This window comes from bacterium Scap17, from assembly GCA_013376735.1.
GTDB lineage: Bacteria > Pseudomonadota > Gammaproteobacteria > Pseudomonadales > Halomonadaceae > Cobetia.
This window is the reverse complement of record VINJ01000001.1, coordinates 3,023,192-3,038,874: the sequence shown is the minus strand read 5'-3', so window position 1 is coordinate 3,038,874 and position 15,683 is coordinate 3,023,192. Positions and strand designations below refer to the sequence as shown.

Here is a 15,683-nt window from a genome sequence, read left to right as displayed (position 1 = left end):
AGAAAAAGAGGGCGTCAGGCGACCTCGATGGCCGGCGGGCGCACGGTTTGCTCCATCAGCCAGGCCGCTTGATAGGGACGGCGAGCCATGGTGGGGTCGTAGGCCTTGTCGTGGCACAGATGGTCGGTCAGCGCGACGCCTTGCCAGCTTGCCGGCAGCGGCAGCACGCGCGGCTGATCGGTGACATTGAGGGCGAACAGCAGGCGACGCCCTTCATGGGTGACGCGCTCGAAGACGAAGAAGTCCGGGCCGACATCGAAGACATTCTGGTCGGCATCCGGGTGGAAGCAGGGTTCGTTGCGGCGCAGTGCCATCCGGCGCTTGAGGGCGTGGAAGACCTCATGGGTTGCGGTGTTGGGGCTTGCCAGCAGCGCTTCCAGTTCATCACGCTGCCATTTGCGGCGGTTGATGGCGCGCAGATGGCCATCGCGTTCGACGCCTTCCTGGTGATTGGGGGTCGCGGTCAGCGAGTGGATGTATAGCCCCGGGATGCCCTGCAGGCTCAGCATCAGGGTCTGACTGGCGATGAAACGCTCTATCTGCCACGGGTCCTGGCCGCGCCGCGTGCCCTTGAGCGCATCGAAGTAGCTGATGTTGAGTTCATAGGGGGTGTCGGCGCGGCCCGGGTTGGCGCGCATGCTGACGTAGCCGCCGAAGTCATGCACCAGTCGCACCAGGGTGTCGCGCTCGTGGTCGGGCAGCAGGCCCTCAAGGGCGCGAACGCCGATGCCGTCGTGGCTGGCGGTGAAGTTGAAGTAGCTGCAGCCGGAGGGCAACGACGGCAGGCTGGCGGCCCACTGGGTCAGGGCGCTGGCATCGCCGGAGGTCAGGGTGTGCAGCGTCAGCGGCGGCAGCGTGAACTGATAGATCAGGTGTGCTTCATCGGCCTGGGCGCTGCCCTCGATGGTGGCGAGGTCGTGCTGTGACAGACGGTCGAGCCCGAAGTAGGACATGTTCTCGGCATGGGGCACGTTGGTCTCGGTGATCAACAGGCTGCCCGGCGCCAGATGGTCGACGATGGCGCGCAGCAGGCGCACCACGGCATGTGTCTCCGGCAGGTGGATGCAGGTGGTGCCCTGACGTTTCCACAGGAAGGCCACTGCATCGAGGCGGATGATGCCCGCGCCCTGCTCGAGGTAATAAAGCAGGATGCCGATGAATTCGAGCAGCACATCGGGATTGGCGAAGTTCAGGTCGATCTGGTCATCCGAGAAGGTTGCCCAAAGATGGCGCAGGCCACGACGGGTATGCACCGGCGTGAGCAGGGCAGACGGGCGCGGGCGCACCACCTCGGAGACATCGGTGTCGGGGTCCATCTCGATGAAGTAGTCGCGACCGGGCTGCACACCGGCCAGATAGTCGGCGAACCACAGTGACTCGCGCGAGCAGTGATTGATGACCAGGTCTGCCATCAGGTCGCGGTGCTTGCTCAGGCGCCGGATGTCCTGCCAATCGCCGAGGGCCGGATTGACCTCGCGATAGTGGATGACGCTGAAGCCGTCATCGCTGCTCCACGGAAAGAAGGGCAGCACGTGGACACCGGACAGGCTGTCGTCCAGTCGGCTGGCGAGGAAGTCGTGCAGAGTCGCCAGTGGTGCCTCGCCTTCCTGCTGCAGGCTGTCGCCGTAGGTGATCAGCCACTGGTCGCGCTCGCTCCAGAGTGGCTCGCCTTCCGGTACGCGGGGATTGAGGCGCGTGCGATGGAAATCCAACACCGTCTCCAGGCGTCTGAGGACTTCTTCATGACGCTGCGGGTAGATCTCGGCGAGCAGACGTGTGGCGTGGGCCTGGAAATCAGCCTGCGAGAGGCGTTTGGCGAGAGAGACTCTGGTGCGTGGCCTGGCGTTGCCCTCGCTCGGCGCAGGATCGGAGGCAGTGGAAGTCGAGTGATCGGAAGATGACGTATCGGACATGGGCAATCCTCGTGGCAGCAGAAGCGGTCTGGCTCTGCGCGTGAGTCTCAATGGGCAGAGCGTGTCGCGGGTGATCTTCGTTAAGCCCGCCGGCGCAATCCTGCGGGGCCGGTGGCAAGACTGGAAATCACATATCAGATGAAGTCGGCTGGCCGTCGCTTGGTGAAATGCCTGAATAGCGCATCGGCTCAGCGGCGCTCGTGGGTGACGGCCTGGTGTCTTTACCCTTGAGTCATGCACGCCTCGGGCCAGATTCGTCAAGCCTGCAAGGCAGGACGGCCAGCCTGCATGAGCCGGCTGGCCGTCCTGTCGGGCGTCATGTGGCCTGAGGCCGGCTGACGCCAATGCGCTTCAAGACACGCTTTACTTGCGCAGCACGCGATACAGGATCAGCAGGATGACGGCGCCGAGCACGGCGATGACAAAGCTGGCCAGATTGAATCCCGTCACTTCCCCGAAGCCCATCAGGGTGCCGACCCAGCCACCGACCACGGCCCCCAGGATGCCGATGATGCTGGTGACGATGATGCCACCCGGGTCCTTGCCGGGCACGATCACCTTGGCGATGATGCCGGCAATGAGACCGAATATGATCCATGCAATGATTCCCATGTTGCAGCTCCTTGCGTCATCGTGATCAGTCTCGCGGCAGAGATCATCTGCCGCCAGTCGTGAAAGGATTCCACAGCTCGGGCAGGCGTCCTCGTGAGGCGCTGCACCCTGATGTCATCTTTCGGTTATCCCGCGGGGATTTCAAGCCTGCCGAGCAGGTTGATTGACGCTTTCGCCGTGGTGTCCGCTCTCCCGGGGCGACAATGCAGGAAACTCCTGTCGCCCTTTGGTCTCTCCCCAAGGCCAGTTCAGATAGGTCGGGGCTGACATAGGCTCCCGTGGCGGGGCCTTAACGGTTACAATACCCGCCATTCGCTGTCATTCGGCTGCGCTGCGCCACTTCCTCGCTGTGCTTCGCGCGGGGTCGCAGCCACCTCGCACCCAAGCAGGCTCTCCAACATGCACTGTCCCTTCTGCGGAACTCATGAAACCAAGGTCACGGATTCCCGGCTGGTGGTCGAGGGTGACCAGGTGCGGCGTCGGCGCCAGTGTGCGGCCTGTGGTGAGCGTTTCACGACCTACGAAACGGCGGAGCTGGTCATGCCGCGCGTGGTCAAGGGTGACGGCTCGCGTGAGAGCTTCGATGAGCACAAGCTGCGTGCCGGCATGCTGCGTGCGCTGGAAAAACGCCCGGTGTCCTCCGAACTGATCGAGGCCGCGGTGGAGCGCATTCGCCAGCGTCTGCGTGCCACCGGCGAACGTGAGATCGAGGCGCGGCGTATCGGGGATGAAGTCATGCAGCAGCTCAAGCGGCTGGATCAGGTCGCCTATATCCGCTTCGCTTCGGTCTATCGTCGCTTCCAGGACCTTGATGAGTTCCGCGCCGAGATCGACCGCCTCGCCCAGGAGCCCAGCTTCCTGCCTGGCGAGGAAGATTCGCGGCCCTGATGCCTCGAGGTCATCCTTGCAGATGACCTCGAGGCCTGTATCTGCTGGCTCTGTCGCGTCACGCTGCGTGGCTCAGGCCTCGAAGTATTGGTCACCGCCTGGGCTACGCCTTACCTTCTCTCGTTTCACGCCAAGGTATCGCATGTCTCTTTCTCCCCATGCTTCTCATGCTCCCCGTGACAGCCACTCTCGCGACAGTCACTCTCGCGGACGCAGTGCTCCCTCGGCGCGTGATGCGCGCCACATGGCCCACGCCCTGCGCCTGGCGCGGCTGGGCAGCTACACGACGCAGCCCAATCCGCGTGTCGGCTGTGTGCTGGTAGAGGCCGAGACTGACGAGGTGATCGCGAGCGGCTTTCATGTGCGTGCCGGGGAAGGGCATGCCGAGGTCAATGCGCTGGCAGAGGCGGGCGAGCGCGCGCTGGGCTGCGTGGCCTATGTGACGCTGGAGCCTTGCTCTCACACCGGGCGGACCGGCCCTTGCTCGCTGGCGCTGATCGCGGCGGGCGTTTCGCGGGTGGTGATCGCGATGCGTGATCCGAATCCGCAGGTTGCCGGGCGCGGCATCGCGCTGTTGCAGGGTGCGGGCATCGCGGTGACGGTCGGGGTGTTGGAGCAGGAGGCGCGAGCGCTCAATCCCGGCTTCCTGTCACGCATGGAACGCGGTCGGCCCTTCGTGCGCCTCAAGCAGGCCATGAGTCTGGACGGTCGCACGGCGATGGCTTCCGGGGAGTCCCAATGGATCACCGGCCCTGAAGCGCGCAGCGCCGTGCAGCGTCTGCGCGCCCGCTCCAGCGTGGTGATGAGCGGCATCGAGTCGGTCATCTTCGATGATTCGCGCCTCAATGTACGCGCCGACCAGCTCGGTCTCGACGACCACCCGCTGGGACTCGAGGCGCTGGTGGCGCGTCAGCCGTTGCGCGTGGTGGTGGACAGCCACCTGCGTCTGCCGCTGGCGGCGCGCATACTGGCGCAATCCGGTCGTACGCTGCTGGTGTGTGTCGCGGATGAGACAGCGGCGCTGGCTGAGCGACGTACCTTGTTGGAGGCAGCCGGTGCCGAAGTGGTGACGCTGCCGGCCGGCGTGGATGGCCGCGTGGACCTTGAGGCTCTGCTGCGCTATCTGGCCGAGCACGAGCAGGCCAACGAGGTGCTGCTGGAAACCGGCGCGGTGCTGGCCGGGGCCATGATCCAGGCAGGCCTGGTCGATGAGATGCAGCTGTTCATGGCGCCTACGCTGCTGGGTGGTGAGGCTCGTCCGCTGCTGGCACTGCCGGGGCTGGATCACATGGCGCAGCAGCGCCGGGTCGAGATTCGCGATATTCGGGCGGTGGGGCGTGATTGGCGCATCACCGCGGTGCCAGTAGCATCGCCAGGCCCACAGGAGAGCGACGACTGATTTCTTGTTGTCACGCAAGCACTTGCCGCCGTCTGGCGACAGCGGCGTCGCTGGGTGCTGGCGCAAAACGGGGTGGCGGGGTACCCTGACGCCCGACTTTTTGATACTACGCGTGGGTCCGGCATGGGCCGGCGCAGCCCGTAAAGTGGAGCAAGCATGGCGCTATCAGGCATCGCAGCACTCGTCGAGGATATCCGGCAAGGCAAGATGGTCATCCTCATGGATGACGAGGATCGTGAGAATGAAGGCGACATCATCATCGCCGCGGAAGCCGTGACAGCCGAGCACATCAACTTCATGGCACGCCACGCGCGTGGCTTGATCTGCATGCCGATGTCGCGTGAGCATTGCGAACAGCTCCAGCTGCCACTGATGGTTCAGGCCAACGGTTCCGGCTTCGGCACCAAGTTCACGCTCTCCATCGAGGCCACCGAAGGCGTCACCACCGGTATCTCGGCGGCTGACCGCGCCCGGACCGTGCAGGCTGCTGCCGCGCGCAATGCGCGCCCGCAGGACATCGTCCAGCCGGGACACATCTTCCCGCTGATGGCGGAGCCGGGTGGTGTGCTGCGTCGTGCCGGCCATACCGAGGCGGCCTGTGATCTGGCGTCCATGGCGGGCTTTGGCGCGACCGGCGTGATCTGTGAAATCATGAACGATGACGGCAGCATGGCGCGTCGTGAAGAGCTCGAGCGCTTCGCCGCCGAGCACGACCTCAAGGTCGGCACCATTGCGGATCTGATCGAATATCGCATCCACAATGAGCAGACCGTGGAAGTGCTGGATAGCGAGCAGGTCGAGACCGCCTTCGGCGAGCTGACGTTGCATTGCTTCAGCGATCGCATCCAGGGCCGTCACCACCTGGCGCTGGTCAAGGGCACGCCGAATGCCGAGTCTCTGACTACCGTGCGCGTGCACGTGCAGGACCCGATGCGCGACCTGTTGACCCTGCGTCAGCCGGGCAGCAGCAGCTGGGCGCTCAATGATGCACTCGCTGAAGTCGCCGCCGCCGATGCCGGCGTGCTGGTACTGCTGGACACCGGCAGCGACACGCTGGATTACAAGGATCGTCTCGATGTCTTCCTCGGCCGACGTCGTACCCCGCGCACCAACGAATCCGATGGTGCGGGCAACTATCTGACCACCGGTACCGGTGCCCAGATCCTTCGGGATCTCGGTGTCGGCCGGATGCGTCTGCTCAGCTCGCCGTGGAAATTCTCTGCCCTGTCCGGGTTTGGCCTCGAAGTGGTCGAACTGGTCGGCAGTGATGACACGGCAGGCGAGACAGACGCAGACGCCGCAGGCGCGTAAGCGCTTCGGCACCCCAAATGGCGGGGGAGGTCGCGCGCTTCTGGCGACCTGCCCCGGTATGATTGATATCCCCGCCCCGGTTCTCCGGGGCGCTAGCATTGTGGACTGACCATGCAACCGATTGCTCAACTCGAAGGCACTTTCACCAATGTCGATGGCCGTTACGTCATCGTCGTCGGGCGTTTCAACCACCATGTCGTCGACAGCCTGGTGGAAGGCGCGGTCGATTCTCTCGTACGCCACGGCGTCGATGAGGAAAACATCGACCTGATCCACGTGCCGGGTGCCTGGGAAATTCCGCTGGCCGTCAAGGCCGTGCTGGCCAAGGTCAAGCCGCACGCCGTCATCACGCTGGGTGCGGTGATCCGCGGTGGTACGCCGCACTTTGAATACGTCGCCGGCGAGTGCAACTCCGCGCTGTCCCGTCTGCAGCTCGAATTCGACACCCCGGTCGCCAATGGCGTGCTGACGGTGAATTCCATCGAGCAGGCCATCGAGCGTGCCGGCACCAAGGCTGGCAACAAGGGTACCGAAGCGGCCATGGCGGCGATGGAAATGGTCTCCCTGCTCAAGGCCATGGGAGGTGACGCGTGAGCGAACGCAATGAACGTACCGAGCGCGAGCCGTCCAGGCAGCAGCAGGCGCGGCGCGCCGCTCGCGAGCTGGCCGTGCAGGGCATCTACCAGTGGCAGATGACCGGCAAGAACATGACCACCATCGAGGCCGAGTTCCGTGGTCAAAAGATCGACGATGATGTCGAACTGCACGAGAACTGGGTCGAGGTGATGCGCATCGCTGACCAGGCCCTGTTCCACGAGCTGCTGCACAACGTGCCACGCTTCCAGAAAGAACTGGATGCCAGCATCAGCCCGCTGCTCGACCGCCGCCTGCAGGATCTCGACGAGATCGAGTTGGCCATCCTGCGTCTGAGCGCCTACGAGCTGTCCAAGCGCATGGAAGTGCCGTATCGCGTGGCGATCAACGAAGGGGTCGAGCTGGCCAAGACCTTCGGTGCCACCGACGGGCACAAGTACGTCAACGGGATCCTCGACAAGCTGGCAGTCAAGCTGCGCAGCGCCGAGGTGACCCAGGCCCGCCTGCGCTGACATGCCAGGTGAATTCGAGCTGATTGCCCGCTACTTCCAGCGCGATCTGTCCGGGGCACCGGGCGTGTTGCTGGGGCCGGGAGACGACTGTGCACTTCTTGCCGCCAGTGATGGCATGCAGATGGCGGTCAGTGTCGATACCTCGGTGGCGGGGGTGCACTTCCCGCCGGATGCGCCTGCGGCGTCCATTGGCCATCGTGCCCTGGCCGTCAATCTGTCTGATCTGGCGGCGATGGGTGCGACCCCGCGCTGGGCGTTGCTGGCGCTGACGTTGCCGGACGTGGATGAAGACTGGCTGCATGGTTTTGCGGCCGGTTTCCACGCGCTGGCGGATCGCTACGGCATCGCGCTGGTCGGCGGCGACGTCACGCGCGGCCCGCTCTCTATCACGATCACCGTGCATGGCGAGTTGCCGTGCGTGCTCGAGCCTGCTCAGCAGGCCGGCAGCGTGGCCCGCCCGATCCTGCGGCGTGACGGCGCCCGCGAGGGCGATCTCATCGCGGTCACCGGTCTGCCGGGGTTGGCGCATGCCGGACTCAAGGCCTGGCAGGATGGCGTCCGCGATGTGCTGAACCCTTGCTTGGCGGCCTACCTGCGACCAGAACCGCGGGTCGATGCGGGGCTGGCGCTGCGTGAGCTGGCCAGTGCGGGCCTGGATGTCTCCGATGGCGTGATGGGCGATCTGGCACACATCTGTCGTGCCAGTCAGCTGTCGGCGGCGCTGGAGCTTGGCGTACTGCCGCTGGCGCCGGAGCTGGTCACGGCGCTGGGCGAGCAGGGTGCCCGCGAGGCGGTCCTCAATGGCGGCGACGATTACGAACTGTTGCTCACGTTGCCCCAGGAGAACCTCGAGACGGCCAGGCTTGCCCTGCGCTCGCTCAACCTGCCCTTGAATGTCATCGGGCGCATGCAGGCGGCGGGCGGCGATGCGCCACGCGTGATGCTGATGGACAATGGCATTGAGCAGGCAGCGACGGGGCAGAGCTGGCAGCATTTCTCTGCCTCGCAGGCTTCTGACACACAGGCTTCTGACACACAGGTCTCTGCCACACAGGTCTCTGCCACACAGGCCTCTGGGACAGATGGCTCCTGTGGTGATGCGTCGTCACGCAACGAGAACGGGGTGGCACCATGAATCGCGCACCCGCCAGTGTCTGGCGGCGCCCCGTCCACTTCCTGGCCTTCGGGCTGGGCAGCGGTACCGCGCCCTTTGCACCGGGTACCTTCGGTACTCTCGCGGCAATCCCGTTCTACTGGCTGATGACCAACCTCACGCTGTGGCCGTATCTGGCCACCGTGCTGGTCGCCTCGCTGGTCGGGATCTGGATCTGTGATCGCACCTCGCGCGATCTCGGCGTGCATGATCACTCCGGGATCGTCTGGGACGAATTCGTCGGCTATTGGATCACGATGGCCGCCGTGCCATTCTCTTGGCAGGCAGCGCTGTGGGGCTTCGTGGTCTTCCGGGTCTTCGATATTCTCAAGCCATGGCCGATTCGCTGGGCCGACCGCCGGGTTGCCGGTGGCTTCGGCATCATGCTGGATGACATCTTCGCCGGTATCTATGCCTGGTCGACGATGCATCTGTGGCTGTGGTTGCACTGACGCCTCGCTGCCTTGGCGGCGAGGCTCATGCACATGTTTCACTGATGGAAGCAGATGCGACAAGAGGCACCGCGCAGACGGTGTGATGCTCCAATAACGGACAAGGGTTAATGCGATGGGCAAGGGACTGGTAACCGCGACGGCAGTGGTCGTCATCGGGGCAGCTGGCTATGTCGGCGGCGTGGCTTACTCAAGCCAGCGCTTTGAAGATGAGATGGCCCGCATGGTGGCAGAGCTCGACAGGAGCTCCGACATCAAGGCGACCCGAGAGGATGTCGACAGCGGCTGGTTCGGCTCCGCGGGCCGGGTAGAGATGGAACTCGCCACCGGGGACGGGGAAGGTCCCATGCGCATCCTATTGCCCTATGAAGCCGGCCACGGCCTGCTGTCGACCACCATGCAGGGCAACGTCAAGGTGCTGTACGGTACGCCGTCACGCGACGTCTTCGCCGAAGTGCTCGGTGATGGCAAGGCGATCGCCTTCGATGGCAGCGTCGACAACTTCAGCGGCGCTAGCGATACTACCCTGACCTTGCCGGCCTTTGACTGGCAGGACCCGGAGAGCGGTACGCGCATCGACTTCCAGGGTGGCGAGCTGCTGGCTTCCCATGATGGTGGTGACACGCCGGAAATTACCGTGGATGGCGAGATCACGCCGTTCGATATCACCAATGGCGCCGAGAAGGTCAGCGTCGGCACTCTGAGCCTCAACGGCATCTATCGCGGGGCGGACAATGACTTCCGCCAGGACGACAAGATCGTGCTGGACACCCTGACCATCGACAACGGCACCGGTCAGCCGCCAGTGGTCGCCAGCGATATCCGTTACAGCGGTGAAACGCGTCTGGACCCGACCGAGCTGCGCTATCTGATGAAGCTGTCGGTGCAGGATGTCAGCGCGGGTGATCAGCAGATGGCCAGCGGCGACGTGTCCATCTCGATCGATCGTCTGCAGGGTGCGGCCGTCTATGACTTCATCACCCAGCTGCAGGGCTTGCTGGAAGAAGCGGGCAAGCCGTTCGAGGAGCTGAGCGAAGCGCAGCAGGTCGCCATGCTCGAGAAGGTCGAAGCGCCGCTGTTCACCATGCTGAGCACCTCTCCGCGCATGACACTGGAATCGCTGAATGCCAAAAGCGATGCCTTCGGTGTCGACATGCAGGGTGATGGCCAGATGATTCTTGATGGTGCCGACATCACTGATCTGTCCATTCAGGAGTTGCAGACCGTGCCGGCTCAGCGGGCCTTCCTGAATCGTCTGAGCGGGCGCTTCGAGTTCCGCAACGTACCGCCGATGATGGCCATGATGGCAGGTGTCTCTCCGCAGGCCGCCGACCGCAACCTGGTGGTCGAGATCGATGGTGACAGCGTGAAGATCAACGGCACTCCGATCTACTGAGCGTCGCGCAGTATGCTGGAAACGACAATGCCCGCCTCATGGCGGGCATTGTCGTTTCCAGGGGGGCGCATCCGGTGCCACTCTGAACACGCAGTGTTGCGTCCCCGGCGCGGCAAGCGTGCCTTGATAAAGTGGCTCACTGGCCGCATTGGTGGAGATGATCGCCTCAATCGAGGCCTGGTTTCATGAGGGTTGCATGCCACGTCACGAAGAGATTTCCGATAACGACGATATTCTTGCCGGCTTCGAGGATGACAGCCAGTCACAAGAGCCTTCTTCTTCCGCCTCGGGTGGGCTGGTGCCGAGTGGCGACCAGCTACCGGAGCGCATCTACCTGCTGCCGATTCACAATCGCCCGTTCTTCCCGGCCCAGGTTCAGCCGCTGGTGATCAACAAGCAGCGTTGGGCCGAGACCATGCAGCTGGTCGGCAATACGCCGCATCATGCTGTCGGCCTGGCCTTCGTCGGCGATGTCGAAGTGGATGAGCTGGGGGGCGAGCACTTTCCCGAGATCGGCTCTGCCGTGCGCGTCCACAAGCCCGAAGACGGCGATGACCAGGTACAGTTTATCGCCCAGGGACTGCGTCGCTTCCGCATTACGCGCTGGCTGTCGCGCAAGCCTCCCTATCTGGTCGAGGTCACCTATCCGCGCGAACCGGTCGATGCCGAGAGCGACGAGGCCCGCGCCTACGCGATGGCGATGATCAACGGCATCAAGGAGCTGTTGCCGATCAACCCGCTGTACGGCGAGGAGCTCAAGCAGTACCTCAACCGCTTCAGCCCGCATGAACCCGGCCCGCTGACCGATTTCGCCGCCGCCATCACCTCGGCCAAGGGTGCTGAGCTGCAGGAAGTGCTGGAGTCGCTGCCAGTGATGGAGCGCATGCAGAAGGTGCTGCCTCTGCTGCGCAAGGAAATCGAGGTCGCACAGCTGCAGACCGAGATCTCCCAGCAGGTCAACGCGCAGATGGAGAAGCATCAGCGCGAATTCTTCCTGCGCGAACAGCTCAAGGTCATCCAGCGTGAACTGGGCATCTCCAAGGATGATCGCGAGAACGACGTCGATACCTTCCGTGGCCGTCTCGACGAGCTCAAGGTGCCGGAGCGTGTCCAGTCGCGCATCGATGACGAGCTCGACAAGCTGTCGGTGCTGGAGACCGGTTCGCCGGAATACGGCACCACACGCAACTATCTTGACTGGCTGACCTCGCTGCCGTGGGGAATCACCTCCACCGATCAGCTCAATTTGGCCCACGCGCGCACCGTGCTCAATCGCGATCACGATGGGCTGGATGACGTGAAGTCACGCATCGTCGAGTTTCTGGCCGAGGGCACCTTCAAGGGCGATGTCGGCGGCTCGATCCTGCTGCTGGTGGGGCCACCCGGGGTCGGCAAGACCTCCATCGGGCGCTCCATCGCCCAGGCGCTGGGGCGCGAGTTCTATCGCTTCTCGGTCGGTGGGATGCGAGACGAGTCCGAGATCAAGGGGCATCGCCGCACCTACGTGGGTGCCATGCCCGGCAAGCTGGTGCAGGCGCTCAAGGAGGTCAAGGTCGAGAACCCGGTGATCATGCTCGATGAGATCGACAAGCTGGGGCAGTCCTTCCAGGGCGATCCGGCCTCGGCGCTGCTCGAGGTGCTCGATCCGGAGCAGAATGTCGACTTCCTCGATCACTATCTCGATGTGCGTCTCGATCTCTCCAAGGTGCTGTTCGTGTGTACCGCCAACACGCTGGACAGCATCCCCGGCCCGCTGCTGGACCGCATGGAGCAGATTCGCCTCTCCGGCTACATCGCCGAGGAGAAAGTGGCGATCGCCAAGCACCACCTGTGGCCGAAGCTGCTGACCCGCGACAACATCCCCAGGAAGCGCATCAATCTGAGTGATGCCGCGCTGCGTCAGGTCATCGAGGGCTATGCGCGTGAAGCCGGCGTGCGCCAGCTGGAGAAACAGCTGCACCGCATCGTGCGCAAGGCGGCGGTGAAGTTGCTGGAAGAAGAGCTTGCGACCGTGAAGGTCTCGGTCAAGAACCTCGAGGAATTCCTCGGGGCGCCGATCTTCCGTCGCGAGAAGGTTCTGGCCGGCGAAGGCGTGGTGACCGGGCTTGCCTGGACCAGCATGGGTGGGGCGACCCTGCCCATCGAAGCCACCCGGGTGCATGGCCTGACACGTGGCTTGAAGTTGACCGGCAAGCTGGGTGACGTGATGCAGGAGTCCGCCAACATCGCCTACTCCTACACCCTGGCCAATCTCGAGGCCTATGATGCCGAGGCGGACTTCTTCAACGAGTCCTTCATTCACCTGCACGTGCCCGAGGGCGCGACGCCCAAGGATGGCCCAAGCGCCGGTGTGACCATGACCACGGCGTTGATGTCGTTGGCCAAGCGTCAGGCCCCGCGCAAGGGGCTGGCGATGACTGGTGAACTGACCTTGACCGGTCAGGTGCTGCCGGTGGGCGGTATCCGCGAGAAGGTGATTGCCGCGCGGCGCAGTGATATCTACGAGCTGATCCTGCCGCAGGCCAATCAGCGTGATTACGATGAGCTGCCGGAATACCTGAAGGAAGGCATGATCGTGCACTTCGCGGCTCGCTACGCGGATGTCTCGCGTGTGGTCTTTGACACTGACAGCGCACAGCGACACTGACAGCGCAGGGCGCAGAATGGATGGCGACATCCGACGAAAAGCAGAAGCCCCGCCAATCGGCGGGGCTTCTGCTTTGCAGTGGGCCATCGTGTGCATTCAGGCGGTATCGAGCTGTTCCAGCACGGCCGCCTCAGTGGCATTGCGCCCGACGCTGGCGATTCCGTTGTCGCGCCCGGACTCCGACTTGTACATCTGGCTGCGACCGATCTGCTGGCTGTTGGCAGCCAGCAGGGTGAAATAGAAACGTCCGTCCTTGGCGACTTCCCGGGTGAAGCGTTTTTCCTCGACGGCATTCTTGCGCACGGACTCCACGCCGTTCAGGCAGCCGCGCTTGTCGGCATAGCCCTGACTCTGCAGGATCTTCTCGCCGTTGCCTGCCTTCAGCGCAAAGTAGAACTTGCTGTCCTTGCCCCGAGTGATGACGAATTTTCCGGCCATGGGTGACTCCTGTTCCTTGTGGGGTGTCTGGCATTGCCTGATGTGTCGTCCTTCAGTGTAATCAGCGCCTCCCGCCGCAGGCCCACGCTAGAGGCCGCTTGATTCAACGCTTTCGGCACCTGTCGGCATCTTTCGGGGCTGCGCGTGGCGTGGACGGTGCTATCTGGTAGGCAAGCAGGGCCGGTACATGACAGAATTGGCCCCAGGCTGACAGCGTTGACCCGTGAGGCACGCGTCTCCTCTGGACACCAGGTGTGCGTACCCCATGGGGGGCGCCGCCTGACCAAAACAGAAGCCGCTCCCGTGCGGAGTGATTCTGCAGCGGATTGCGCAGAAGGGCGGCGTCAGTTTGACCCTGCCAGGCGCGATTCCATGAATCAGTCCCTCTTCGCACAGGAGAGCGGCCAAGCACTATTGACGAGGACACCATGCCAGAGTATCGCTCCCGTACGACCACCGCAGGTCGTAACATGGCCGGCGCTCGCGCCCTGTGGCGCGCCACCGGCATGAAAGATGGCGACTTCCAGAAGCCGATCATCGCCGTTGCCAACTCCTTCACCCAGTTCGTGCCGGGCCACGTTCACCTCAAGGACATGGGGCAGCTGGTCGCGCGCGAGATCGAGAAGGCCGGCGGCGTCGCCAAGGAATTCAACACCATCGCGGTCGATGATGGCATCGCCATGGGCCACGACGGCATGCTGTATTCGCTGCCGTCGCGCGACCTGATCGCCGACAGCGTCGAATACATGGTGAATGCCCACTGTGCGGATGCGCTGGTGTGCATCTCCAACTGTGACAAGATTACCCCGGGGATGCTGATGGCCGCCATGCGCCTCAACATCCCGGTCATCTTCGTCTCCGGTGGCCCGATGGAAGCCGGCAAGACCAAGCTGCTGGATCACGGTCTCGATCTGGTCGATGCCATGGTCATCGCTGCCGATGACAGCGTCGACGACGAGACGGTCGCCGAGATCGAGCGCAGTGCCTGTCCGACCTGTGGTAGCTGCTCGGGCATGTTCACGGCCAACTCCATGAACTGTCTGACCGAGGCGCTGGGCCTGGCGTTGCCGGGCAACGGTACCGTACTGGCCACGCACTCCGATCGTCGTCGCCTGTTCGAGACTGCCGGTCATCGCATCGTCGAATTGGCCCGTCGTTACTACGAAGGCAATGAAGAGCACCTTCTGCCGCGGGCCATCGGCTCCCGCGCCGCCTTCACCAATGCGATGACGCTGGACATCGCCATGGGCGGTTCCACCAACACCATCCTGCACCTGCTGGCTGCCGCTCAGGAAGCCGGTGTCGACTTCACCATGTCCGACATCGACAAGCTTTCCCACAACGTGCCGCAGATGTGCAAGGTGGCGCCGAACACCCAGAAATATCACATCGAGGATGTCCATCGTGCCGGCGGCATCATGGGGATTCTGGGCGAGCTGGATCGTGCCGGCGTGCTGGATACCTCAGTGCCGACCGTCTACGGCGACTCGCTGTCTGAGGCGCTGGAAGAGTGGGATATCATGCGCTCGCCCACTGATGAGGTCCTCGAGTTCTATCGCGCCGGCCCGGGCGGTATTCCGACCCAGACCGCCTTCTCGCAGAGCGCGCGCTGGCCGAGCCTGGATGGTGATCGCGCCCAGGGCTGTATTCGCGATTACGACCATTGCTTCTCCACCCAGGGCGGCCTGGCCGTGCTGTACGGCAACATCGCATTGGATGGTTGCGTGGTGAAGACCGCTGGCGTCGATGACTCCATCCTGGTCTTCGAAGGCCGTGCCTACGTCTGCGAGTCCCAAGATCAGGCGGTGGAAGACATCCTGGCCGACAAGGTCAAGGAAGGCGACGTCGTGATCATCCGCTACGAAGGGCCGAAGGGTGGTCCGGGCATGCAGGAAATGCTCTACCCGACGTCCTATCTCAAGTCCAAGGGGCTGGGCAAGGCGTGTGCGCTGCTCACCGATGGACGTTTCTCCGGCGGCACCTCGGGCCTGTCCATCGGCCACGCGTCTCCGGAAGCGGCGGCGGGCGGCGCCATCGGTCTGGTCGAGCATGGCGACACCATCCTGATCGACATCCCGAACCGCACCATCAACGTCCAGCTCAGCGATGCCGAGCTGCATGCGCGTCGCGAGGCGATGGAAGCCCGTGGCAAGGATGCCTGGAAACCGAGCATCCAGCGCAATCGTCGCGTCTCCGCGGCGCTCAAGGCCTATGCCCTGCTTGCGACCTCTGCTGACAAGGGCGCCGTGCGCGACCTGAGCAAGCTGGATTGAGCAAGCCTGCAGGAGTCAAACGACAACGGCCACCCCAAGGGGTGGCCGTTGTCGTTGATGGGGATGTGCCTGAGGGGCATCCGTGGCAGGGCGCA

The 15,683-nt window shown here is 63.8% G+C and carries 13 protein-coding genes; 10 read left to right on the top strand and 3 right to left on the bottom strand.

The window, feature by feature from the left end; genetic code table 11:
* Positions 1–14 precede the first annotated feature (14 nt).
* Both FLM52_12865 and FLM52_12860 read right to left on the bottom strand, forming a co-directional pair.
* Positions 15–1,913 (bottom strand): alpha-amylase, encoded by a 1,899-nt coding sequence (locus FLM52_12865; GenBank protein ID NVN56666.1) that lies wholly within the window; start codon positions 1,911–1,913, stop codon positions 15–17.
* 363 nt (positions 1,914–2,276) lie between these two features.
* On the bottom strand, positions 2,277–2,525 hold the full coding sequence (locus FLM52_12860) for a GlsB/YeaQ/YmgE family stress response membrane protein (protein NVN56665.1): 249 nt from the start codon (positions 2,523–2,525) through the stop codon (positions 2,277–2,279).
* 399 nt (positions 2,526–2,924) lie between these two features.
* Between FLM52_12860 and nrdR the strand changes: the two genes are divergently transcribed.
* The 9 genes from nrdR (at position 2,925) to lon (ending at position 12,877) form a co-directional block, all read left to right on the top strand.
* Complete coding sequence (gene nrdR / locus FLM52_12855; GenBank protein ID NVN56664.1) at positions 2,925–3,413, top strand: transcriptional regulator NrdR; 489 nt, start codon at positions 2,925–2,927, stop codon at positions 3,411–3,413.
* Between the two features lie 142 nt (positions 3,414–3,555).
* Positions 3,556–4,812, top strand: coding sequence for a bifunctional diaminohydroxyphosphoribosylaminopyrimidine deaminase/5-amino-6-(5-phosphoribosylamino)uracil reductase RibD (ribD, locus tag FLM52_12850; protein NVN56663.1), 1,257 nt, complete (start codon positions 3,556–3,558; stop codon positions 4,810–4,812).
* A 156-nt stretch (positions 4,813–4,968) separates the two neighbouring features.
* On the top strand, positions 4,969–6,123 hold the full coding sequence (gene ribB / locus FLM52_12845; GenBank protein ID NVN56662.1) for a 3,4-dihydroxy-2-butanone-4-phosphate synthase: 1,155 nt from the start codon (positions 4,969–4,971) through the stop codon (positions 6,121–6,123).
* Between the two features lie 111 nt (positions 6,124–6,234).
* Positions 6,235–6,717 carry a 6,7-dimethyl-8-ribityllumazine synthase gene (gene ribE / locus FLM52_12840; GenBank protein NVN56661.1) on the top strand — a complete coding sequence of 161 codons (483 nt, stop codon included), beginning with the start codon at positions 6,235–6,237 and terminating at the stop codon, positions 6,715–6,717.
* A complete protein-coding gene (gene nusB / locus FLM52_12835; protein NVN56660.1) occupies positions 6,714–7,229 on the top strand; it encodes a transcription antitermination factor NusB in 516 nt (171 codons plus the stop codon). Before ribE ends, nusB begins: the two co-directional genes overlap by 4 nt.
* 1 nt (position 7,230) lies before the next feature.
* A complete protein-coding gene (thiL, locus tag FLM52_12830; protein ID NVN56659.1) occupies positions 7,231–8,364 on the top strand; it encodes a thiamine-phosphate kinase in 1,134 nt (377 codons plus the stop codon).
* A complete protein-coding gene (locus FLM52_12825; GenBank protein NVN56658.1) occupies positions 8,361–8,834 on the top strand; it encodes a phosphatidylglycerophosphatase A in 474 nt (157 codons plus the stop codon). Before thiL ends, FLM52_12825 begins: the two co-directional genes overlap by 4 nt.
* Positions 8,835–8,949: 115 nt before the next feature.
* Positions 8,950–10,230: a DUF945 domain-containing protein gene (locus FLM52_12820; protein NVN56657.1), complete on the top strand. Its 1,281-nt coding sequence runs from the start codon at positions 8,950–8,952 to the stop codon at positions 10,228–10,230.
* A gap of 196 nt (positions 10,231–10,426) precedes the next feature.
* Positions 10,427–12,877 carry an endopeptidase La gene (gene lon, locus FLM52_12815; protein NVN56656.1) on the top strand — a complete coding sequence of 817 codons (2,451 nt, stop codon included), beginning with the start codon at positions 10,427–10,429 and terminating at the stop codon, positions 12,875–12,877.
* 96 nt (positions 12,878–12,973) lie between these two features.
* Here the strand turns inward: lon and FLM52_12810 are convergent, their stop codons facing one another.
* Positions 12,974–13,315: a DUF1508 domain-containing protein gene (locus tag FLM52_12810; protein ID NVN56655.1), complete on the bottom strand. Its 342-nt coding sequence runs from the start codon at positions 13,313–13,315 to the stop codon at positions 12,974–12,976.
* A gap of 428 nt (positions 13,316–13,743) precedes the next feature.
* On the opposite strand from FLM52_12810, the gene ilvD reads away from it, so the two are divergent.
* On the top strand, positions 13,744–15,588 hold the full coding sequence (ilvD, locus tag FLM52_12805) for a dihydroxy-acid dehydratase (protein NVN56654.1): 1,845 nt from the start codon (positions 13,744–13,746) through the stop codon (positions 15,586–15,588).
* Positions 15,589–15,683: the final 95 nt, after the last annotated feature.